This window comes from Runella rosea, from assembly GCF_003325355.1.
Taxonomy (GTDB): Bacteria; Bacteroidota; Bacteroidia; order Cytophagales; family Spirosomataceae; genus Runella; species Runella rosea.
Genome location: NZ_CP030850.1, coordinates 4,031,223 through 4,054,458, shown reverse-complemented (window position 1 = coordinate 4,054,458; position 23,236 = coordinate 4,031,223). Strand labels below are relative to the sequence as shown.

At 43.7% G+C, this 23,236-nt stretch carries 22 protein-coding genes; 15 read left to right on the top strand and 7 right to left on the bottom strand.

Going from position 1 to position 23,236, the window contains the following annotated elements; all coding sequences use genetic code 11:
* The first annotated feature begins 45 nt into the window (after positions 1-45).
* Positions 46-1,176: a DmpA family aminopeptidase gene (locus DR864_RS16955; RefSeq protein WP_114068099.1), complete on the top strand. Its 1,131-nt coding sequence runs from the start codon at positions 46-48 to the stop codon at positions 1,174-1,176.
* 11 nt (positions 1,177-1,187) lie between these two features.
* Here the strand turns inward: DR864_RS16955 and hemA are convergent, their stop codons facing one another.
* On the bottom strand, positions 1,188-2,459 hold the full coding sequence (gene hemA, locus DR864_RS16950; RefSeq protein ID WP_114068098.1) for a glutamyl-tRNA reductase: 1,272 nt from the start codon (positions 2,457-2,459) through the stop codon (positions 1,188-1,190).
* Positions 2,460-2,870: 411 nt separating this feature from the next.
* On the opposite strand from hemA, the gene DR864_RS16945 reads away from it, so the two are divergent.
* The gene (locus tag DR864_RS16945; protein WP_114068097.1) at positions 2,871-4,058 is read left to right on the top strand and encodes a sensor histidine kinase; all 1,188 of its coding nucleotides are present in this window, start codon (positions 2,871-2,873) and stop codon (positions 4,056-4,058) included.
* On the opposite strand, the gene DR864_RS16940 is transcribed toward DR864_RS16945, so the two are convergent.
* Complete coding sequence (locus DR864_RS16940; protein WP_114068096.1) at positions 4,059-5,132, bottom strand: endonuclease/exonuclease/phosphatase family protein; 1,074 nt, start codon at positions 5,130-5,132, stop codon at positions 4,059-4,061.
* A gap of 350 nt (positions 5,133-5,482) precedes the next feature.
* Between DR864_RS16940 and atpD the strand changes: the two genes are divergently transcribed.
* The 3 genes from atpD (at position 5,483) to DR864_RS16925 (ending at position 8,913) form a co-directional block, all read left to right on the top strand.
* Positions 5,483-7,003, top strand: a complete 1,521-nt coding sequence (gene atpD / locus DR864_RS16935; RefSeq protein WP_114068095.1) for a F0F1 ATP synthase subunit beta — start codon at positions 5,483-5,485, stop codon at positions 7,001-7,003.
* Between the two features lie 16 nt (positions 7,004-7,019).
* Positions 7,020-7,259, top strand: a complete 240-nt coding sequence (gene atpC, locus DR864_RS16930) for an ATP synthase F1 subunit epsilon (RefSeq protein WP_114068094.1) — start codon at positions 7,020-7,022, stop codon at positions 7,257-7,259.
* A 115-nt stretch (positions 7,260-7,374) separates the two neighbouring features.
* Entirely contained in the window at positions 7,375-8,913 is a 1,539-nt protein-coding gene (locus DR864_RS16925; protein ID WP_114068093.1) for a 4Fe-4S binding protein, read from the top strand.
* A gap of 81 nt (positions 8,914-8,994) precedes the next feature.
* On the opposite strand, the gene DR864_RS16920 is transcribed toward DR864_RS16925, so the two are convergent.
* Together DR864_RS16920 and DR864_RS16915 are read right to left on the bottom strand one after the other, a co-directional pair.
* On the bottom strand, positions 8,995-10,578 hold the full coding sequence (locus DR864_RS16920; RefSeq protein WP_114068092.1) for an outer membrane beta-barrel protein: 1,584 nt from the start codon (positions 10,576-10,578) through the stop codon (positions 8,995-8,997).
* Positions 10,579-10,599: 21 nt separating this feature from the next.
* Positions 10,600-11,130 carry an RNA polymerase sigma factor gene (locus tag DR864_RS16915; protein WP_114068091.1) on the bottom strand — a complete coding sequence of 177 codons (531 nt, stop codon included), beginning with the start codon at positions 11,128-11,130 and terminating at the stop codon, positions 10,600-10,602.
* Between the two features lie 298 nt (positions 11,131-11,428).
* Between DR864_RS16915 and DR864_RS16910 the strand changes: the two genes are divergently transcribed.
* A complete protein-coding gene (locus DR864_RS16910; RefSeq protein WP_114070331.1) occupies positions 11,429-11,953 on the top strand; it encodes an NADPH-dependent FMN reductase in 525 nt (174 codons plus the stop codon).
* Between the two features lie 43 nt (positions 11,954-11,996).
* Complete coding sequence (locus tag DR864_RS16905; RefSeq protein WP_114068090.1) at positions 11,997-12,254, top strand: hypothetical protein; 258 nt, start codon at positions 11,997-11,999, stop codon at positions 12,252-12,254.
* A gap of 43 nt (positions 12,255-12,297) precedes the next feature.
* Here DR864_RS16905 and DR864_RS16900 read toward each other — a convergent pair whose 3' ends face one another.
* Positions 12,298-13,257 (bottom strand): YheT family hydrolase, encoded by a 960-nt coding sequence (locus DR864_RS16900; protein WP_114068089.1) that lies wholly within the window; start codon positions 13,255-13,257, stop codon positions 12,298-12,300.
* Between the two features lie 199 nt (positions 13,258-13,456).
* On the opposite strand from DR864_RS16900, the gene DR864_RS16895 reads away from it, so the two are divergent.
* Positions 13,457-14,617: a cysteine desulfurase family protein gene (locus DR864_RS16895; RefSeq protein ID WP_114068088.1), complete on the top strand. Its 1,161-nt coding sequence runs from the start codon at positions 13,457-13,459 to the stop codon at positions 14,615-14,617.
* Here DR864_RS16895 and DR864_RS16890 read toward each other — a convergent pair.
* Together DR864_RS16890 and lysS are read right to left on the bottom strand one after the other, a co-directional pair.
* Positions 14,614-15,651: a ferredoxin--NADP reductase gene (locus DR864_RS16890; protein WP_114068087.1), complete on the bottom strand. Its 1,038-nt coding sequence runs from the start codon at positions 15,649-15,651 to the stop codon at positions 14,614-14,616. The two genes, DR864_RS16895 and DR864_RS16890, sit on opposite strands and share 4 nt — an antisense overlap.
* 49 nt (positions 15,652-15,700) lie before the next feature.
* Positions 15,701-17,413, bottom strand: coding sequence for a lysine--tRNA ligase (gene lysS, locus DR864_RS16885; RefSeq protein WP_114070330.1), 1,713 nt, complete (start codon positions 17,411-17,413; stop codon positions 15,701-15,703).
* Positions 17,414-17,664: 251 nt separating this feature from the next.
* On the opposite strand from lysS, the gene DR864_RS16880 reads away from it, so the two are divergent.
* The 7 genes from DR864_RS16880 (at position 17,665) to hemW (ending at position 23,210) form a co-directional block, all read left to right on the top strand.
* Positions 17,665-18,519, top strand: coding sequence for an SPFH domain-containing protein (locus tag DR864_RS16880; RefSeq protein ID WP_114068086.1), 855 nt, complete (start codon positions 17,665-17,667; stop codon positions 18,517-18,519).
* Positions 18,520-18,613: 94 nt separating this feature from the next.
* Positions 18,614-18,796, top strand: coding sequence for a type II toxin-antitoxin system antitoxin (locus DR864_RS16875; protein ID WP_114068085.1), 183 nt, complete (start codon positions 18,614-18,616; stop codon positions 18,794-18,796).
* Between the two features lie 60 nt (positions 18,797-18,856).
* Positions 18,857-20,023 (top strand): ATP-binding protein, encoded by a 1,167-nt coding sequence (locus tag DR864_RS16870; protein WP_114068084.1) that lies wholly within the window; start codon positions 18,857-18,859, stop codon positions 20,021-20,023.
* An 87-nt stretch (positions 20,024-20,110) separates the two neighbouring features.
* Positions 20,111-20,449, top strand: coding sequence for a PadR family transcriptional regulator (locus tag DR864_RS16865; RefSeq protein WP_114068083.1), 339 nt, complete (start codon positions 20,111-20,113; stop codon positions 20,447-20,449).
* A complete protein-coding gene (locus tag DR864_RS16860; protein WP_114068082.1) occupies positions 20,449-20,763 on the top strand; it encodes a hypothetical protein in 315 nt (104 codons plus the stop codon). Before DR864_RS16865 ends, DR864_RS16860 begins: the two co-directional genes overlap by 1 nt.
* Positions 20,764-21,317: 554 nt before the next feature.
* Positions 21,318-22,028 (top strand): OmpA family protein, encoded by a 711-nt coding sequence (locus DR864_RS16855; RefSeq protein ID WP_229599407.1) that lies wholly within the window; start codon positions 21,318-21,320, stop codon positions 22,026-22,028.
* Positions 22,029-22,055: 27 nt separating this feature from the next.
* Positions 22,056-23,210: a radical SAM family heme chaperone HemW gene (hemW, locus tag DR864_RS16850; RefSeq protein WP_114068080.1), complete on the top strand. Its 1,155-nt coding sequence runs from the start codon at positions 22,056-22,058 to the stop codon at positions 23,208-23,210.
* Positions 23,211-23,236: the final 26 nt, after the last annotated feature.

Below are 23,236 nucleotides of genomic sequence, written 5' to 3'. Positions count from 1 at the left end.
ATATTTAACAAAGAAGACCTTTGTTAACGAAAAATATCTCTCAAAATGAGCCGTCATTGTGTACTATTGATAGGATTGGTCGTTGGAATCCACCATGTTACTTTTGCCCAAAACAAACGCCTGCGTGAGCTTGGGGTAAAAATAGGAATACTGCCAACGGGTAAACTAAATGCCATTACGGATGTGATGGGGGTGAAAGTTGGCCAAACTACACTGAATGCGGGAGATAGTATACGTACGGGAGCAACGGTTATTTTACCACACGATGGTAATGTTTTCCAACAAAAAATCCCCGCTGCCATTGAATTAGGAAACGGATTCGGAAAACTCGCTGGCTATAGCCAAGTAGCTGAATTGGGTAACATTGAAACTCCCATCGTCTTGACCAACACCTTAAACGTTTCGACGGCCGCCGCCGCGCTGGTCGATTGGACATTAACCCAAAAAGGGAACGAAAATGTGCGTTCGGTCAATCCGATTGTGGGAGAAACTAACGACAGTTATTTAAATGATATTAGAGGCCGACACGTAAAACAGTCGGATGTGATAAAGGCTTTGCAAACGGCGTCCTCGGGCAGCGTGGAAGAAGGCGCCGTAGGGGCGGGCACGGGCACCGTGTGTTTTGGATGGAAAGGCGGCATCGGTACTTCTTCCCGAAAACTGCCAGCAGTGTTGGGCGGATACACGGTAGGCGTGTTGGTTCAGACTAATTTTGGCGGGGTATTAGAAGTGGCTGGCGCACCAGTAGGTGTAGAACTTGGTAAGTACTCTTTCAAAGAAACCCTTGATAAATCTGGCGATGGCTCTTGCATGATTGTGGTAGCCACCGATGCGCCTTTGGACGCCCGAAATCTGAAACGTTTGGCAAAACGAGCCTTAATTGGGTTGGGTAAAACGGGCGGCATTATGGCCAACGGAAGCGGTGATTATGTCATTGCCTTTTCGACGGCTTACACCATTCCGCATGATTCCAAGTCAAAATTTGAAGAGCAGAAATTACTTCGCAATGACGATACGTCGCCTTTATTTTTGGCTGTGATTGAAGCAACGGAAGAAGCCATTCTTAATTCATTATTGATGGCAAAAACGACAAAAGGCCACCAAGAACATACCGTAGAGGCCCTTCCTGTGCAGAAAGTGGTAGAAATTATGAAAAAGTACGGAAAGGTAAAATAAGCAGCGCTAGCTTATTTGCGTTCTGGCTGTTGTTCCAGATTAAACAAATCATTGAGCACGTCGATTAGCGTTTCGGCTTCTCCGCGCTTACAGGCAGCTTTGAGCTGAAGAACCGGCAGCTTGAGGATTTTTTGCATCATGCTCGACGTGATTTTATCCACTTTTGCGGCTTCATCTTCGTTCATGGACTTCATATACCGAGCCAATTCTTCCTGACGAATTTGCTCCAACGCATTTTTTAGCTTTTGGATTGTTGGAGAAACAACCATTTCTTTCGACCAATCTCCAAACTCATCCAAGGCTTGCGTAATGATGGACTCGACCTGTGGGATAGAAGCCAAACGGCGGCTGAGTGCTTCGTTGGCACGTTGCTGAATATTATCAATGTTGTATACAATCACCCCAGGAACCTGTTCGGCATCCATCGCTACGCTGCGCGGTACCGATAAGTCAATCAGGTATTTGAATGAGTAGAGGGATTGTTTACGGAGAAGTTCTTTGGTAATAAAGGGTTCGTCGCGCTGAATCGAAGAGATGACCACGTCTGCTTTACGGATTTCTTCTTCTACATTTTCAAAATCTCCTACTTCAAATCCGAGTTCGAGGGCGAGTTGTTCCGCTTTGGCGCGGGTACGGTTGATAACTTTTATATTGGTATATTTCTTTTCTTTCAAATTGCGGCACACATCCGTTCCAATTTCACCTACACCTACTACCAAAATTGAAGGGTTTTCTTTTAAAGTAGTAACGTGTTCAATCAATTCTACCGCAACATAAGAAGTCGAAGCAGCACCATCGCGGAAAGACGTTTCTTGCGCAACGCGCTTGTTGGCGAAGAAGATGGTGTGCAATAATCGGTGCAAAAACGGTCCCGCCATGCCCAAATCAACTGACCACTGATAGGCGTGTTTGACTTGATTGGGAATCTGCATGTCACCCACTACCTGCGAGTGCAAGCCAGTAGCTACTTCAAATAAATGACGTGCTGCGGCATCTTGAGAAGCGTAAAAAGTGAAATAGGGAAGATAGGCTTCGGTATTGATTAAGCCTTTTTCAATCAGAAGTAACTTGGCAATGGCTACGTTGAAATCCTGAGGAGCGTTGTAATAGATTTCCGTGCGGTTACAGGTTGAAACCACCAAGATGTCAGAACCACCAAAAAATTCCTGCACTTTCAACATCAAAGCTTTCGCTTCGTCTTCGTTTAATGCAATTTGCTCCCGGATTTCGAGGGGAGCGGTTTTGTACGAAATGCCTATACTTCTAAACTGTAATGATTCCATGTCACTTGCCTAACAAAAAGTCTACAAAGTTATTTCAAAAACCTATTTCAAAGAATTAAAATGCGCCTACTTAGTAATTTAGAAAGATTATAAATTATTAACCGTAATTCCTTGGCAATATCTGATTAGTTGGTAATGCGTAAGATGACCTTTGGAAGTTTATAATATGATTAAAGTCATATTTTAGAAACCGAGGTGGCGCATCACCAAGCTTTGATTAATCAAAAGAATGTCTGTACTTTTAATTTTAAGCCGTCGTTTGATTGTACGTACGCATTCTCCTAAAAATTAGATGCGTGGTTTAAAATAGGTGATGTAATTTATACTCATTCTAAATTAAATAAGACGATCAAGGGTATTCCCGTCATTTTCAATGTATTTTTATAAAAACCTTTGTGTGTTATCAATGCTATGAAGCTACCGGCAATCGACATTTACAGTCAAAAGAATCTTTATCAAATTTTTATCGGAATCAATCTGGCTTTGATTGGCATCGCTTCTATTATCTATACCTACAATATTGTTGAAAACGTAGATGCCCGCGAAAAAAGACAGTTGACACTATACGCCCAATTGATTGAGTACTCGGCCAATCATTCTACAACAGAAGATTATACTTTCTTATTTGAAGTAGTAAAAGACAATATTTTTCAAAGCCGAATACCCACTATTTTGGTGGGAGATGACAATTTACCCATCGACGGCACTAATTTAGATTTACCAGCGCACGACCCTTCGGAAAAGCAAAAGTTACTCATTGAAGCCTTCGAAGAAATGAAAGATGAACATCCTCCGATTGAAGTGGATGTAGCTGGTACCAAGCAGTATATATACTTCAGTGATTCTTCGTTACTGGTACAAATGAGGTACTATCCTTATGTTCAGTTATTAAGTTTACTGGTCTTGGGTTTTTTGGCGTATTTGGTTTTCAGTGCTTCGCGTGCTGCGGAACAAAATCGAGTATGGGTAGGACTGGCAAAAGAAACGGCACACCAACTAGGAACCCCTATTGCATCTTTGATGGGATGGGTGGAGTTTTTTAGAACGGATCCGGAGCGTTATCCCGATGAATATACGGGAGAGATTGAGAAAGACGTAAAGCGCTTGGAAATGATCACCACACGTTTTTCAAGCATCGGTTCAACGCCCGCCATGAAACACGAAAATGTATCAGAGGTAGTTTCCTCCTTCTTAGATTATCTCAAACGACGAATTTCAACCAAAGTGAAGGTAACGTTTGTGAATGACCTGCCCGAAGAGCGTCAAATGAACATCAACCGGAACCTGTTTGAATGGGTGATTGAAAATATCTGTAAAAACGCCGTCGATGCTATGACGGGCGTAGGAGCGCTTAAAGTCAGAATTTTTGTGTTGAATAAACAAGAAATAGCGATTGATATCAGCGATACTGGGAAAGGGATTTCCCGTGGAAACTGGCAAAAAGTATTCAAACCTGGCATCAGCACCAAAAAACGCGGTTGGGGCTTGGGCTTGACGCTGGCCAAGCGGATTATTGAAGAATATCACGGAGGAAAATTGTTTGTCAAAAATTCGGAAGTAGGCAAAGGAACGACCTTCAGAATTGTTCTGAAACAATAGCTACTCAGTACCAGGGCCCTCTTCCCGAGTTTCTTTGTTTATTTTTTCCTGTGCGGTTTCAACTTCTTCGGCGGTGGGTTGGGGCGCTTCATGAATCTCGGCAGCGCGGGGTGTATACTGCAATTTTATATACATGGGAAAATGATCCGATCCGCTGTTTTTGAGGCGTGACATTTTGATGAGCGTAAATTCCGTGGAGCAAAATACATGGTCAAGGGGAAATCGCAAAAAGGGGATTTTGGCGTGAAAGGTATTGAAGAAACCCCGGCCACGGCGGGGATCCAGCAACCCGCTCATTTTCTGGAATAATGCCGTTGTATAACTCCAGGCCACATCATTAAGGTCGCCGCAGACAAGCACCGGTATTTGACTGCTGCGGGCTTGGTCGGCAATCAACAGCAATTCTTTGTCGCGCTCAGTAGAACGGGGGTTTTCTTGCGGCACTGGAGGGGTGGGATGAATACAAAACAGACGGATTTTTTCGCCCGAGCGCAATTGCACGTCCGTATGAATGGACGGGACACCGTCTTCTACCAAATATTTTACCTGTTCCTCCAAAAGAGGTAACTTGGAATACAGCAGCATACCGTAGGTGTTTTCAAGCGGAACATGCACCCGATACGGGTAATCTTTTTCAAGGAGAATTAGTTTTTGTTGCCACCATTGGTCGGTTTCGGAAAGCAGCACAATATCGGCATCTACCTGAGCAAACAATTTCAGAAAAGGCTGAAATGAACGGTTATACTGGTAAACGTTCCACATCATAACACTGATGGCTCGGTCGGGATTGGTAATTCGGGTTTTGAGTAATTGCTTCTTTGCCAAAGGCGTAAAAGGATAAACCTGCCACACCAAATGCAGCAAAACTCCGCCCAGTACAGTCATCAAGAGCCAATCAGACAGAGAATCAAGAAAAGAGACAAAAGGGTAAACAAGTAGCAGGAGTAGTGTAACGACCAGTTTTTGAGCCCTCGGAAACTCAAATATCCGAAACGTCCAGTAGTCACTTCGTACTAAAGGTAAGAAGGTGATAATGATAAGAAAGATACCTACTGACTGGAGTGCGAGTTTCAAAAACGTAGTGGATAGTAAAGGATTACAACATTACTTAAAAAAATGCACTCATCAAACGTCTTTTTCGAAGAATTTACACAAAAATAATGGGTGATTTTTCCTGGCTTCCATTTTACAAAACCCGTTTTTGCACAAGGATTATTGAAAAAAAATGGCATTTCTATAGAAAATATCCAAAATACTACTCAAGGGTGTTTGGCTTTAATAAAACAAACGACTAATTTTGCGGCCTGAAACTTAAACAGTTAATGCTTAGTAGCGGTTCCGCAGCGGCACTCCGTTGCGGTTAAAGATTGAAAAATTAACTACTAACGTATAAACTCATAACGAATAACACTATAACATATACAATGGCAAACACAACAAACATAGGCAAAGTAACGCAGGTGATTGGCCCAGTTGTGGACGTGAGTTTTGAGGGGGAAGGCAAGCGCCTACCATCTATCCTTGATGCTTTGGAACTAACCAAACCCAACGGACAGAAGGTAATTCTGGAATGTCAGCAACACCTCGGCGAAGACCGCGTACGCACCATCGCAATGGAGGGTACCGAAGGGATTCAACGCGGGATGGACGTATTTGACTTGGGAAGCCCCATCACAATGCCCATCGGTGAAGACATCAAAGGGCGTCTGTTCAACGTAGTGGGAGATGCTATCGACGGAATGAAGCAGGTAAGCAAAGAAAATGGCTTGTCTATTCACCGTTCAGCTCCTAAGTTTGAAGATTTGGCTACCGCTACCGAAGTTCTCTTCACAGGTATCAAAGTGATTGACCTTTTGGCTCCTTACGTAAAAGGAGGTAAAATCGGTTTGTTTGGTGGTGCTGGGGTAGGTAAGACCGTATTGATCCAAGAGCTGATTAACAACATCGCCAAAGCGTATGCTGGTCTTTCGGTGTTTGCTGGAGTAGGTGAGCGCACTCGTGAAGGAAACGACTTGATGCGTGAGATGATTGAAGCGGGTATCATCAAATACGGTGACGCGTTCAAACACAGCATGGAAGAAGGCGGTTGGGACTTATCGAAAGTAGATTACGAAGAATTGAAAAAATCACAGGCTACGTTCGTGTTCGGTCAAATGAACGAACCTCCAGGAGCGCGTGCTCGTGTAGCCTTGTCAGGTTTGACGATTGCTGAGTATTTCCGCGACGGAGACGGTACTGGCCAAGGTCGTGATATCCTTTTCTTTATTGATAACATTTTCCGTTTTACGCAGGCAGGTTCTGAGGTATCAGCCCTTTTGGGTCGTATGCCATCGGCCGTAGGTTATCAGCCTACACTCGCCACCGAAATGGGTGCGATGCAAGAGCGTATTACTTCTACCAAGCGTGGTTCAATCACTTCAGTACAGGCCGTTTACGTACCTGCTGATGACTTGACTGACCCTGCTCCTGCTACGACATTTGCTCACTTGGACGCTACGACGGTATTGAGTCGTAAAATTGCCGAGTTGGGTATCTATCCTGCGGTGGATCCACTCGATTCTTCAAGCCGTATTTTGAGCGCCGAAAACCTAGGTGATGCGCATTATAACTGTGCTCAGCGTGTAAAACAAATCCTCCAACGCTACAAAGAATTGCAGGATATCATCGCGATTTTGGGAATGGAAGAATTGTCAGAAGAAGATAAGCTGACGGTAAACCGCGCTCGTCGTGTACAGCGTTTCTTATCACAGCCGTTCTTCGTAGCGGAAGCGTTTACGGGTTTGAAAGGAGTTTTGGTTGACATCAACGATACCATCAAAGGCTTTAATCAAATCATGGACGGTGAGTTTGACCACTTGCCCGAATCAGCGTTCAACCTTGTTGGAACCATCGAAGATGCCATCGAAAAAGGAGAGCGTCTGTTGAAAGAAGCGGCGGGTAGATAATTAAATCGTTTCCGATATGAATTTAGAAATCATCACTCCCGATAAAAAAATCTTCTCTGGCGAAGTCTCTGCGGTTACTTTTCCGGGTACAGAAGGACAGTTTCAGGTGTTAAATAACCACGCTGCCCTTGTAAGTACCCTCGGACAAGGCGCTATCGTAGTAGAAGGAGCGCACAAGGAAACCTTCACGGTAGATGGCGGCGTAGTTGAAGTACTGAATAACAAAGTTCTGGTACTAGCCGAATCCATTTCATAAGATTTTTTTTGAATACATTGCAGGCGCGGAGCTCAAAAGGCTTCGCGCTTTTTTTGTGAAAAACTTTTTATGGGTTTTTGCAGTATATTAGGGGTACGTAAAACCTCAATTTGGCATGAAAATTCTTTCTCGTTTTGGCTTGATCCTGTTTTTGGCAGGATTTGGATTGTGGCTTTATTCGCTGACTTTGAATGAGTTTACACTCACTCCAGCCATTGTGCAACAAAGCATCAAGCCCGAGCATCAGTCTACATTGGGTACACGCCTGCAAACCATGCTCAACAAAACCTACAGCAATGGGTGGGCATTTAGTTATGCATTTGATAATGAGCTGAATGGGCTCAATTCGGAGTACAAAGCCGCCCAACAGTGGGACAAGGTTATTTATGACGAATACAGTTTTGCCATCACCAAAGCTGCCGCCAAAGGACCGTTGAAAGAAAACCCTTCTCTGTGGTTTTTCTTAACTTTTGGCTTGGCTATTTTAGGGGCTTTACTTTACATACTGCCACAATTACGATTGCTTCCTGGTATCAAGAACAATCAAATCTTTCAACAATCATCTACTGCAAGAGGGGCGTTGGGGTGGATGGTAGGTACGTTTCTGATCGGGTTTTATATTTTACTTTACTATTTCCCCCAATATTTAGTCAATTGGACGCTGCTCGTCGATCCTCTGAGTAAAGCGCTCAACGGCGGCGAGGCAAGTCGGTGGTTTTTGTACGGATTTTTGTATACTATCTGCGTGATGGTGATGGGCATTCGGATGCTGATTAAATATCGCCACAGCAGCTACCAGCAAGTACGTACTCTATCGGTGATGTTTTTTCAGACGGCAGTGGCATTTATCATTCCAGAGATACTGGTGAGTTTGAATAAACCCTATTACGATTTCAAAAATATCTGGCCGCTCGATTACGACTTTTTCTTTGATTACAATCTCAACAGCTTGGTCCAGAGTGGTGGGTTAGGGATTTTTATGTTGGTTTGGGGCATCATCTTATTCTTGATAGGGGTACCCGTGATGACGTATTTCTTTGGGAAACGCTGGTATTGCTCGTGGGTATGTGGCTGCGGAGGCTTGGCCGAAACACTAGGTGACCCATATCGCCAACTTTCAGATAAAACATTGAAATCATGGAAAATTGAGCGCTATATAGTACATGGGGTGTTGGTATTTGCGGTGCTAATGACCGCGATGGTACTTTATACATATTTTACGGGCTCTTCTAATGTCCTATTTATTGACAGCTATAGCGTCCGGTCAGCCTATGGTTTTTGGATTGGAGGTATTTTTGCGGGCGTGGTCGGAACGGGTTTCTATCCGCTCATGGGCAACCGTGTTTGGTGCCGTTTTGGGTGTCCTTTAGCCGCTTACTTAGGCCTTTGGCAACGCAAAAAATCACGTTTCCGCATCACGACGAACGGTGGTCAATGCATTTCCTGCGGAAATTGTTCAACCTACTGCGAAATGGGCATTGATGTTCGTGCCTATGCGCAACGCGGACAGGATATTGTACGCTCTTCGTGCGTGGGTTGTGGTATTTGTTCGGCTGTATGCCCGCGCGGTGTACTCAATCTCGAAAATGCCTCTGAAGGCTCACGGGTGATGGTGGCACCTGAGGTAATGCTGGGCAATGATATGAAACGGTAGCTACAAAGGTTGTGCCTCCGCAGCGGCGTTCTGTTCGGAGGCTTTTTCTAACAATCAACGCTTATTGACATTTTGCCTCATTCAAAATCCGTACCTTAATCCTGCACCTACGCCGAAGAGGTGAGGTTTGGCGTCAAAAAGTGCGTTAGAACGGGTATTGGAGCCAAGTGCTTGTTGATAATTTCCTGAAATCAACGTGGTCCAGCGTTTGCTCATTTTGTATTGAACTCGCATTCCCGTACTTGCTGACAACGACAGTGTCTTGTAAGGATTGTCGGCTCCGCTTACGGAAACGATGCGCTCCTGTCCTGATTCAAAGCTGTTTCGTAAGAAAATATTATTGATAAAGCCGCCTATAAGCCAAAGAGACAGCTTGCGTTTGGGCTTGACCAACGCAAATCCAGCTTGCACTGGGACTTGTAAATACTGGTAGGCGTTCGAAATGTTTTGATTGGTGGCAAATGACTGAATTTGGGATTTATCGCTCCCTGCACTCGCAAAATCATACTGTTTTGTAAGATTATTACTCAGGTTGACGGCTGCTTCGAGGTTGTTCACGTAACTGTTGGTGTAAACATTGAATCCATTGGTCCCTTCAAAGATAGAATTCCCCTGTAAATAGTTAACCCCTGTTTCGATAGACCAGCGTTGGTTCAATTGTAAACCTCCCTGCCACTGAACCGCGTACGAAAGGGCAGCGCGGTTTGAGCCAGCATTGGTAGAGTTGGTCGTATTGGCCAACGCATTTTGGCCCGACATCGCAAACGCCCGACCAGCGGAGCTTCCTCCAATGGCCACTCCTGCATTATAGCTGGCAGGCATAATACCGACCGATGCCCAATACTCTTTCGTAGAGGCTTTTTTGGGTGTTTCGGTACTGTTTTCTGGTGTGTGATAGGCTACCCAAATTTGTTTTTTGGATAAACCTGGCAAGTTGCGGAGATTTTTGCCGTCGAGTGCATTAATTTCTACTGCTGGTGTTGATTCAAAAATAGGTGTGGATATAGTCAATTGGTTAGCAATCAAATCATTCGTTTGCAGACGGTTTTCTTTAAGGATTGAATTGGGTTGTGGAGTGGCTGATAAAACGGGCATTGGGTTGGAAGACTGCGTTTTAGCAACCGCACTCTCTTCTTTTATCGCCAAATGTGTTGGCAATTTTTTAGCAATATCGGTAGCAACCGATTTGTTTTTTTTGTTAGATGAGTTGTCAGTTGAGGCAATAGATGGTTGTTTAGAAAGTTGGAGTGGATTTTCGTCAACTTGTTTCTGTTCTTTATGTACAATAGCTGGTTGGGAAGTTTCTTCGGGAGAGGTGATTTCAGGGGTTGGTTTTTTGTTTTGCTCCTTTGAAATAGTCTCTTTATTGGGAACAATTACTTTCGCTTCATTTTGGGCGATGTTTCCATGCAACACATCTGAACTGGTGTTTTGACTCAACCACCATCCCCCCAACGAAATAGCAAACAACGCCACACCCGCCGCCGCTATCCAATGCATATTTTGCCAACGACGCCACAACGGCAACACCACCACGCGCTCCTTCTCCTCTTCGTCCAAACGTTCCTCTATCCGCGCCCACACCGAATCGGGGGGCGTCTCAGAGGCGTCGTCAAACGCTCTGCGCCAGTTTTCCTCAAAATTATTCTGTTCCGACGTATCCATTTTTTCTAACTGAAACCTAATTTAAAAACTTTCCAACATCTTTGCCTGTAACAACTGTTTTGCCCTGGCGTATTGCGATTTGGACGTACCTTCTGAAATACCTAGCATTTCGGCAATTTCATTGTGTTGATAACCCTCTATGGCGTACAGGTTGAACACCGATTGGCAGCCGGGTGGTAATTCGCGGACCAACGACAGCAACTGCTGGTATTGAATGCCCGACAGAGCAGTTTCGTTTTCTGCTACGGCGTCAGTATGATTATCAATATCTGCTTGCTCTAAGTAAGCTTTTTCTTTTCGCAAATATGAAATGGCCGTATTAATGACCACACGCTTAATCCACGCTTCCAACGGGCAATCATACCTGAACGTATGTATCTGGGAAAAAACCTTAATAAACGCTTCTTGAAGAACATCCTCGGCCTCAAAACGGCTGCGCGTGTAGCGTTGACAAACGGCAAACATTCTCCCCGCAAAACGCTCATAAAGCGTTCGCTGGGCTATGCGGTCTTTATTTCGACACCCTTCAACTAACGTTCGTTCATCTTTCATGTATGCCGGTATGTTCTAATGACGCACAGGTTTAAAGAAAGGTTGGAATGGGTTATAAAATTTTATATGCATCGATTTTTGGAGAAAAACTGCAGAGGTGATTTGACGAATTATCATTATTACAGGCTCTCAATTAAAGGTAAAAACGTGATAATGAGTGTGATTTGTTTCAGCCTAATACAAAAAAACAGACCATTTTGCCAGAAAAGTTTAGGTGAATACAAGATGATTTTTGTTTTTATTGAACAATTTAGGGCTGCTTGTCATTTATCTGGTATATAACGTTCCATTTATCAAAATGATAACAATCGTAGTCGGTACCAATCGGCGAAACTCCAAATCAAAAGACGTAGCTTTGTTTTATCAAAAGTTACTCGCCGAATTCAATGCCGAAAGTCAGATTTTGGACATTGCCGAACTTCCTGACGACTTCATAAGGACTGCTTTGTACGAAAATAACGGAAAAAATGAAGTTTTTAATGCCTATCGTAAGATGATGAAGGAGGCCGATAAATTTGTTTTTATCGTACCGGAATACAACGGTTCTTACCCCGGAGCACTAAAAGGGTTCATTGACGGATTGGGCTATCCTAGCGAATTAAAGCATAAAAAGGCCGCTCTGGTGGGAATTTCGGACGGTGTACAAGGTTCGGCGTTGGCGTTGAGTCATTTAATTGATGTTTTCCATTACTTAGGTTTGAATGTGCTGGCCCAGCGGGTGAAGATTCCGTTTATGAAGAAAAATTTTCAAGAAGGAGAAATTAAAGATGCGCTTATCAATCAACTTATTCACGAGCAAGCGGAATTGTTGGTAAATTTTTAACTTCGCGCCCTAAATAGGTCAATGTATTAAAGTAACAGAACTTATGGCACACAATTTCGATGTTCCGTTTGAAGGAACCGCAGAAACAATTTTGGCGAAAGCAAAACGCGCCATTGAATCAGGAAATGGCACCATGACTGGCGACAGTGCAACGGGCTCTTTTTCGCTTCCTGCTGGAATCAGCAAGGTAAAAGGTGAATACGCGGTAGAAGATAACAAACTCAAAATAACCATTACCGACAAGCCGATTTACGTCAGTGGCGACATGATTGAGAATATCCTCAAAAAGCACCTGTCATGACTAAAAAGCCCTCGAAAGTCTAAACTTCGAGGGCTTTTTAGTTTTAACTCAGAAAATCCAATGCTCGACGTTCTGACCACGTAAACTTATCGTTTTTAACCAAAAAACCCACGTGTCCGCCCGTTTTGGGGGTTTCTACAAAAATGAAGGGGTGTTTTTCTGCCAATGCTTTCGGAGCACAGTCGGCATTTAAAATAGGGTCGTTTTGGGCGTTACAAATCAAAATGGGAATGCGTACTTCTTTGATGAAATTGACGGCGGATGCCTGTTCGTAAAAATCGTCGGCATCGCGGTAGCCGTTGACGGGCGCTGAAAAAAAATCATCAAAATCTTTCCAAACTTTAACGTTTTTCAAGCGGCTCATGTCCAATTTACCCGGATACAGCTCCGATTTAGCGGTGATTTTTTTCGTTAATTTTTTCATAAACCGGTCGCGGTAAAACCGATTTTTTGGTAAATCGAGTAGTTCTGCGCTGGTTTTCAGATTGGTAGGGGCTGAAAATGCTGCTGCGCCTCGTACAACGTCTGGTAACTCTTTGCCCCTCGCTCCCACGTATTTTAAGGAGATATTTCCTCCCATGCTGTATCCCACAAGTACTATTTTTTCGTAGTGTTTGGTGCGCAGGGCGTAGTTGATGAGTTCGCTGATGTCGCCAATTTCACCATGATTGTACAGCCGAAAGGCTTTGTTCATTTCACCGCTGCATGAGCGGCAGTTCCATGCTAGTACATCCCAGCCATTTTGTGAAAACAATTTGGCGGTTCCTTTGATGTAATGTCTTCCCGAATCGCCTTCCAAACCGTGCGTTAGTACCACCAGTTTTTTACTACGTGTATCTAGCCAATCAATATCTACAAAATCACCGTCTGAGAGCAAGAACCGTTCGCGCTCGTACGCCACTCCTTCAATCTTCCGAAAAACGCTGGGAACGATGGTTTGCAAATGACAATTGAACAGATAACGAGGTGGGCCTGGATAGGTTGACTGATTAATAATGGGCATTGGAACAGATTTTCTACAAAATTGAACGTAATTTTTAAGAAATCGTCAATTTTTGTACCAAACATTCTTTGGAGGTTATTCGAAAAAATGATTACTCGGTCGACTCGATAGGTTGATAGAGTAGAACTTTCAGCGTATTTTTGCAGTTAATAATTTTTCAGTGTCTTAAAACACTTCAACATTTACTAACACTACTCCAATGATTCGCTCCGTAGCCGACCGCGTTTATCTGGACAATGCCGCCACCACCCGTATATCCCCTGAAGTTATCGAAACCATGCTTCCCTGGATGACTGAGCAGTATGGCAATCCATCCTCTATTCATGGACACGGACGTGTGGTGAAATCAGCCATTGAGCAGGCGCGTAAAACGGTAGCGGGGTTATTGAATACTTCACCGGCACAGATATTTTTCACATCGGGTGGTACAGAAGCCGACAATATGGCCATTACTTGTAGTATTGATAATTATGGCTTAACGCACGCCATTACGTCACCGTTGGAACACCACGCGGTATTGCATACCTTGGAATATCTGGCCAAAGCGGGCAAAATCAAGTTGAGCCTTGTGAATATTGATGCCAAAGGCCATATTGATTTGAATCATTTGGAGGAATTACTTCAGACTAATCCGCGCTCGCTGGTATCATTGATGCACGGCAACAATGAAATTGGCAACTTGCTGGATTTGAATGTAGTAGGTGATTTGTGTGCGCAGTATAATGCCATTTTTCACAGTGATACGGTTCAAACCGTGGGGCATCTACGGCACGACTTGAAACAACTCAAAACGCATTTTATCGTTGGAGCAGCCCATAAATTCAACGGACCGAAAGGTGTTGGCTTCTTGTACATCAATGCCGATGTAAAAATTCACCCTTACATTCATGGGGGTTCGCAGGAGCGCAATATGCGCGGCGGAACAGAGAACGTGTACGGAATTGTGGGGTTGGGGAAAGCCTTAGAAATTGCGTATCGCGACATGGACAGCCACCGTGCACATATTGAGCATTTGAAAAAACGTATGATTGCGGGCTTCCGCGAAAAGATAGAAGATGTGCGTTTTAATGGTGATTGTGAAAATATGGAGCGCAGTAATTATACCGTACTGAACGTGAGTCTGCCGCCGTCGGACATCAGCGATATGTTGCTTTTTAATTTAGATATTGCCAAGATTTCAGCTTCGGGCGGAAGTGCCTGTTCTAGCGGCTCAGAAGTGGGCTCGCACGTGTTAGGTGCGCTTGGCGTGGCTCCAGACCGTGGAAATGTGCGTTTTTCATTTGGAAAATACAATACCGAAGCAGATATTGACTATGCCGTAAATACCGTTGCAGAAATGTATAAAGCAGTGACGGTTTAAACATCCCACGATACGCGCACATCGGCCGTAAGTGGGTGCGCCATACACGTTAGTACACGGCCGAGCGTTACTTCTTCGTCGGTCAGGATTTCGTTGTATTCCATTTCAACGACTCCTTTTGCGCATTGGGCAATGCAACTTCCGCATTGGCCTGAGCGGCAGTTATAAGGCAAAGGCAAGCCTGCTTTTAATCCCGCATCCAAAATCGTTAGGTTATTAACGACTTCAACCATTGTGGATGTCCCTTTGAAGTCGAGTGTTACAGATTGCGGTTGATACTGCTTTGGAGTAGGGGGTTTGGTATCGACCGTATAAAATTCACGGTGGATGCGGTCTTTGGCAAAGCCCATGGTCAGCAGCGTAATTTGCACCATAAGCATAAAGTGCAATGGCCCGCAGGTGTAAAAAAGCACATCGTCTTTGGAAGAGATTAGGTGTTGGTTCACGATTTCTTCCAGCATCGAATTATTAAGCCGGGCCTGACGCAGGTTTTTGGCATTTCCCCAAAAGAAGATCACTTTCAAACGTTCCGGATGCGCGGCCTGCAGCTGTTGCAGTTGTTCGTAATAAATAGTGGACTCAACGGTTCGGTTGCTGTACAGAAGCGTAACGGACGTTTCTGGTGCAGCGTACAGAAGATGTTTCAGTAACGAAAACAGCGGGGTAATACCGCTCCCGGCACCCATCAAAAACACATGGCCTGGTACTTCATAAGGTGGAATAATAAATCGTCCTGAAGGTTCTAGTGCAGTAAGGACGTCGCCCTCTTTTGCATAATCAAGCAATCGGCGCGAAACCAACCCGTTCGGAACGCGTTTGATGGTAATGGCTGGTAGCTCATCTACCCTCGGTGCCGTTGAAAATGAAAAAGAGCGCCTGACTTCGTGGCCGTATTCATCAAATAACAACGTCAAAAATTGCCCTGCTTGATACTCGAAAAGAGCATCATCAATGGGTTGTAAGACAAACGTCTTGGTATCAGACGTTTCGGGGATGATTTCCGCGATGCTGAATTTGCGAGTAGTCAGGTCCATAGGTCAGAAAGAAGGCGAGGGGTTTGCCTCGCCTTATGATTCATTGATTTTATCCGTTTATCCAGCTCTCCACTTCCTCTTTCTTCGGCATGGGAGCTTCGATTTTCAGTTTTTTACGCAGGCCGCCCAGATCGTTGAAGACTTTGTTGGGATTGGCCGCTTTGAGCGCCTCGATGGTCAAAAAGCCCATTTTCTGCAACGCAGGAATCCAAATGGTAGGTACCCCCTGTGTTATATAGTCATTTTCAGATGCCATTTCGGCTTTCTTTTCGGGGCGCATCTGCGGGAAGAACAACACTTCCTGAATGCTTGTCTGGTCGGTCATCATCATGGTAAGGCGGTCGATACCGATACCGATTCCCGACGTGGTGGGCATTCCGTATTCCAGTGAGCGGATGAAATCCTCATCCATCGCCATGGCTTCTTCGTCACCGCGCTCGGCTAGGCGGAGTTGCTCCTCAAAGCGTTCGCGTTGGTCGATGGGGTCGTTCAGCTCAGAATACGCGTTGGCAACTTCTTTTCCATTGATAAATAACTCAAAACGCTCCACCAGACCTGGCTTACTACGGTGCTTTTTGGTCAGCGGCGACATTTCGACGGGATAATCAATGATAAACGTCGGTTGAATCAGGTTATCCTCCACTTTGGCCCCAAAGATTTCGTCAATCAATTTAGCTACGCCCATGGTGCCGTCGGTTTCGATGCCCCATTCGTTGCAATGCGCAATCAATTCGGCTTCGGTTTTCCCTTCAACGTTGATGCCAGTGAATTTTTCGATGGCTTCAAAAATGCTCAACCGCTCGTATGGACCAGCAAAGTCGATTTCGTTACCCCATGATTGTATCTTTGTTTGACCATTTACCGCCAACGCCACTTTTTCCAGTAGCTCTTCGGTAATACTCATCATCCAATGGTAATCTTTGTAGGCCACGTAAAATTCCAGCGATGTAAACTCTGGGTTGTGTGTGCGGTCCATGCCTTCGTTGCGAAACATTTTTCCGAACTCATACACCCCATCAAAACCGCCTACGATGAGGCGTTTGAGGTACAATTCGTTGGCAATGCGCATATACAGCGGCATATCCAATGTATTGTGGTGGGTTTTGAACGGCCGGGCCGTGGCACCGCCGTGGATAGGCTGCAAAATGGGCGTTTCTACTTCCAACCAACCTTTATCATCAAAAATACGCCGCATGGTACTGATGATTTTGGCGCGTTTGATGAAAATATCTTTTACGTGCGGATTCACAATCAAATCCACGTATCGCTGACGAAAGCGCTGCTCAGGGTCCGTAAAACCGTCGTAGGTTTTTCCATCGGCTTCTTTGACTACGGGCAGCGGCTTCAATGACTTGTTCAGGATTTTGAACTCCTGTACGTGAATCGAAATCTCGTTGGTTTGGGTCGTAAACACAAATCCTTTCACGCCAATGATGTCGCCGATGTCAAGGAGCTTTTTAAATACGGTGTTGTACAGCGTTTTGTCTTCATCGGGACACAGGTCATCTCGACGGAAATACAACTGAATACGTCCAGTACTGTCCTGAAGCTCCACAAATGAGGCACTTCCCATGATACGGAAGCTCATCAAACGGCCAGCGATGGAGATATTTTTGTAATTAAGTTTATCGTTTTCGTAGTTTTTATGGATGTCGGCCGCGGTGACGTTGACGTCAAACGATTCGGCAGGGTAGGGGTCAATCCCCAGTTTCATCAAATCTTCGCGCTTTTGGCGGCGCAACAGTTCTTGTTCGCTTAGCATTGTATTCGGCAGTTTGCGGCACTGAAGTACCGCTTTTGACTTTTTATGAGGGCGCAAAATTAAAAAAAATAACCGTTAATCTGTGCTTTTGCTACCCTTTCGGTTGATTTTGAATGCTTTTCTTATAAAAACAAACGGCTGAGAATTGGTTTTCCCCACTCATAAATCGGTTTTGCCTTTTATCATTGTTGTAGAGAGATTTTAATTAAAAATGGATACTATTGTAATATCAATTTAATATCAAATATATCATGAAAGAAAAAGAACTTACTTCTACTTCGGGTTATGCATTCATTGCGGCAATCTTGGTCCTGTGGATCTTTGGGGGAATGATAGCTGCGGGCGCACAGGCAGGTTTACTGGCCACTATTTTATTCTTTGTCGGCACGACTCTGTCGATGGGTTTAACGGTAATCAATCCCAACGAGGCTGCTGTAGCTACTTTTTTCGGGGAATACGTCGGAACCATCCGACATAATGGATTACGTTGGGTCAACCCTTTGTATCGTCGCCGTAAAATCAGTTTGCGTGCCCGCAATCTCAACGGACCAAAACTGAAAGTGAACGATAAAATGGGCAATCCCATCGAAATTGCCGCCGTTGTGGTCTGGCACGTACAAGATACTGCTCAGGCTTCTTTTGAAGTGGATAATTACCAAAAATTTGTAGAAATTCAGTCAGAGGCAGCTATACGAAAATTGGCAGGTATGTATTGTTATGATATCATTGAAGACGAAGATGCTGAGATTACGCTGCGCGACGGTTCAGGTAAAATCAATGAAATGCTTGAACACGAATTGACGGAGCGATTGGTTCGGGCTGGGGTTGGCATTCATGAAGCACGCATCAGTCATTTGGCCTATTCGCCCGAAATTGCGGGCGCAATGCTCCAGCGTCAGCAGGCATCGGCGGTGGTAGCGGCTCGTAAGCAAATTGTAGACGGTGCCGTTGGAATGGTGGAAATGGCATTGGCAAAACTTTCGGAAAAAGGTATTGTACACCTCGACGAAGAGCGCAAAGCCGCCATGGTAAGCAATTTGCTGGTAGTGCTCTGCGGTGAAAAATCAGTGAGTCCGGTCATAAATGCTGGCACCTTATACAATTGACCGTTTCGCTTAAATTTCTACTTTTGGGAATGTTTAAAGACATCATTGTCTAAACATTCCCTTTGGATTTTCTGTCAATTTCATTTTTAAACCAATGGCCAACGAAAAAAAGGCGTTTGTGCTTCGCGTCAGTGCTGAAATGCTGAAAGAGTTGGAGCGATGGGCACAGGAAGAATTTAGAAGCACCAACGGCCAAATTGAATTTCTTCTGAGCGATGCGCTCAAAAAACGACGAAAGTCGTCCGGGAAAGTACTGCCGCCAAATCAACCGGAATAAAAGTTGTTATTCCCGTAATTGTATTCTTTATTTGTATAATTACGGGAATAATTTAATGCAATGATTCAGAGAGTTATCGAAAAAGATATTTTGTTTGGGCTAAGTTTTCAGCCTGCGGTAGCTATCTTAGGCCCTCGGCAAGTTGGGAAAACTACCTTTGTGAAACAATTACAGGAAAAGTTGGCTTTTCCCTCCACCTATTTTGACCTCGAAAAAAGTAGTGATTTGGCCAAGTTTCAGCATGACAGCCGTGCTTTTTTGGAAACCTTACAAAACCAAACCGTCATTTTAGACGAAATACAGCGGCTTCCTGAGATATTTCCGGATATTCGGGGATTGATAGATGAAAATCGACGCCCCGCTCGGTTTATTTTGTTGGGCTCTGCTTCGTTTGTATTGCTGAAAAATACTTCAGAGGCATTAACGGGACGAATTGCTTACTATGAAATGACTCCTTTTCTGGCAACAGAAATAGCACCCAATGATTTAATAAAACACTGGTTGGTAGGCGGATTTCCAAATGCTTTTTTGGCTAACGACGCTGATCGGCAACAAAAATGGTTTGAGGATTTTGTAAGAAGTTATCTCGAAAGAGACCTTCCATTACTGGGCTTATCGGCTTCGCCCATTCAACTCAGACGCCTGTTAATGATGATTGCCGGTATTCAGGGAAACCTGTTGAACCAGTCTATGTTGGCTAATTCGTTGGGAATCAGGGCTAATTTGGTAAGTACTTATTTGGATTTTTTTGAACAATCGTTTTTAATTCGCCGTTTGCAGCCTTATTATACCAACATTGGCAAAAGACTGAGTAAGACACCTAAAATCTATATTCGAGACAGCGGCTTAGTACATCATTTACTTTCAATTCATCAATACGAAACCCTTTTGGGGCATATTGTTGCTGGTGGTTCTTGGGAAGGGTATGTCATTGAGCAAATCATTGCTCAGCTTACGTACCAACATCTGCCCTTCTTTTACCGCACTGCCGACGGTGCTGAATTGGATCTGGTGATTGAAGAAGGATTACAAATTAAGTTGGCTATCGAAGTGAAATTGAGCAACTCCCCAAGTCTTAGTAAAGGAACCACTGTTGCTTTAAACGATGTTGGAAATCCACCTCTGCTGGTTGTAACACCCTCTGCCGACGATTATCAATTACGACCTGCTGTTTTTGTTTGCAGTATTGCCACTTTGGCAAAAAATCTCAGTCAACTTTTAAAGTAATTGAGACTTTTACCGTTCAAAAAATTTTTATCCGAAATTGATACCTAAGACTTTGATGTATAAATTCCTGATGTATATATTTGCGTCATGAATAACTCTCAATTATACAAAGGAAGCCTTTCGCTCATTATCTTAAAACTACTCGAAGAAAATAAGCGAATGTACGGTTATGAAATCACCCAAAAGGTGAAAGAACAAACCAATGGTGAGGTGGTGATTAATGAAGGGGCGCTGTATCCGTCATTGCACAAATTGGAAGCCGAAGGCCTGCTGACGGTCAGCATTGAGCACGTTGGCAACCGCCCCCGCAAGTACTATGCCTTGACGGAAAAAGGCGAAGCCGAAACCGTAAATCGTCTGGAAGAACTCACTGATTTTGTCAAACACATGCAATTATTGTTGAACCCCAAACTTTCCCTTGGCTGATGACGAAGGAGTTAGGTTACATTGACATCAGCCGTATTTACAGTTATGTGGAAGGCATGGGTGTAGAGTTTTATGACGTTCAGGTGGAAATTGTGGATCATATTGCTTCTGTCATGGAAGAGCAAATGAATATGAACCCTGATAAACCATTCAAAGAGATTTTTGATGCTACGCTGTCAACGTTTACTGACTTTGATGGTTTAGTAAATGAAAAGCGCCGTCAGGTGGCGCGTCAGTATAATCGTTATGTGTTTCAAAGCTTGAAGTCATTTTTCAGTTGGCCTAAAATTATTTTTATTCTTATGTTGACTTAGTTTATCTACTTATTTTTAGATAAGTCTGATAATCAATTGATTAAATTGGTAGAAACAAAAATTTGCAAATAGGCTTAATCATCTGGATAGGTTACACTTTTTTGCCGTGGGAAGAATTAACTTAGAGATACACAAATTCTCAACCGCTAATCATACGATTTGGCACTTTTTTCTTTTAGGAGTGGCTCATTTCTTTCCTTTATTGACAAAATACACCGTCATATATAGTCACGATTACACATTTTTATTTGCCATTATTTATTGTGCTTCGTTTTTGGTGATTTGGGCAGTGATTGAATCGTACGAAAAATTAAGGGCTTATGGACGTGATAAATATTTAAAGGCTTTGGCATAGATGAAAAGAGAACTTACCCCCGTGCAAATTGAAGAACTGTATGCGTTTATAAAGCGCAAAGGCGTAAACTTTTATGAAGGTAAGCGCTTATATCCCCAGGCATTTGCTTAAAAAGGGAAATAGCTTTTTAATAGATATAAACTTTTTGCTTTTCTACACTTCACATTTGCTAACTTGGGGTCGAAAATTACCTCAAACAATGAAATTTAGCAGTCTTTTTTTTGTGTTTTGCGTCTGCGGTTTTACAAACGCATTTGGGCAGGTAGGGCCTAAGCCTGAAGAGTATTATGTTTTGATTGATGCTACACATATTGAAACAAAACTACCCGTTCCAAGCGCTAAATTTTTTGTGACTGATGACGAAGGCAAACGCGTTTTTGAATTACAGGCCGATGCCGCTGGTAAGGCTTCGACCAAACTTCCGCGTAAAGCCAATTATTTGGTCGAATGCATTGCGGAAGGATTTATGACGCTTATTTTGCCTGTTAGGGATTTACGCCCCCAAAATGTGGTGCAGTTTAAAATGATACCAGCCAAAAAAGAAATTGTGCCTTTAAAGATTCCAGAGAAAGGCAAAGCCATCACGCTAAACAATATTTATTTTGACCGCAGCAGTCCAGTGCTTCGTGCTGAATCACAGCCCGAATTGGATGCATTGGCCGAAGCATTAACCCAAAATCCTACGGTTCGGATTGAAATCAGAGGGCATACCGACAGTGCTGGCGACTTTGACCTGAACGTCAAACTTTCCCAAGAGCGCTGCCAATCGGTGGAGGAATATTTGATAAAAAAAGGAATCCAACGCTCGCGTCTTCAAAGCAAAGGACGCGGAAGCCTTGACCCTATTGCCCCAAATACTTCCGAAGAAAACAGAAAAAAGAATCGTCGGGTGGAGTTTGTGGTATTGTGATGGGAGGCTTTTGCGTAATTTTGCCAGATGCATCTGTACCTTCATATTCCTTTCTGCAAGCAAGCCTGTCACTATTGTGATTTTCATTTCAGTACTAGTCTGAAGTCGAAAGCAGAATTGGTGACGGCCATTTGTCGTGAATTGGAGCTTCAAAAAGATTATTTACCCACGCGTGAGCTCGAAACCATCTACTTTGGGGGAGGAACGCCCTCGTTGCTGACAGAGGCAGAATTAGGGCAAATTTTTGAAGCCATTCACCAAATTTACCACGTAAATCCGTCGGCTGAAATTACCTTGGAGGCTAATCCAGATGATTTAACTTCTCAAAAACTTCTTTCGTTACGACCTTTCATTAATCGTCTCAGTATCGGGCTGCAATCGTTTCATGAACCGTATCTGCGTTTTATGAATAGAGCGCACAACGCTGTCGAATCAGAAGCCTCAGTAAAACGGGCGCAAGACCACGGCTTTAGCAACTTGACCATTGATTTGATGTACGGGATGAGTGAAACACAATTGGGAATTGAACATATACCAATAGTTTCTGACGAACAATTATGGCAGAGGGATTTGGAAATGGCCGTTGCCTTAAATACGCCCCATATTTCGGCTTATAATTTAACCATTGAGCCTAAAACAGCTTTGGGAAATTGGCTCAAAAAGGGGAAAATAAATTCAGTAGATGAGGAACTATCAGCGCGTCATTTTGAGCAGATGATAACGTACCTTAGTTCAAATCAGTATGAGCAATATGAAATCTCCAATTTTGCCCGCGAAGGCCAGTACGCTCGTCACAATAGCAGCTACTGGAAACGCAGGTCTTATTTGGGCGTGGGTCCAAGTGCCCATTCGTTTAATGGAACTTCTAGGCACTACAACATTGCCAATAATGCCCATTACATTCAGTCACTTAAAGCGGGAGAACTACCTTTTGAAGCGGAAACCCTGAGCCCTTTTGATCAGGTAAATGATTATCTTCTCACGAGTCTACGTACGATTTGGGGGTGTGATTTAGGAATTATCCAACAACTGGCGGGAATTGATTTGAGAGAAATACAAAAAAAATACCTAGCGGCGTTTATGGATAACGGGTGGATTTTTATTGAAAATAACATTCTATTTCTTACACCTAAAGGTAAATTATTCGCTGACCGAATCGCGTCAGATTTATTCTTTATCTGATAAGTTTTTCCAAATTTGTAGTTTTT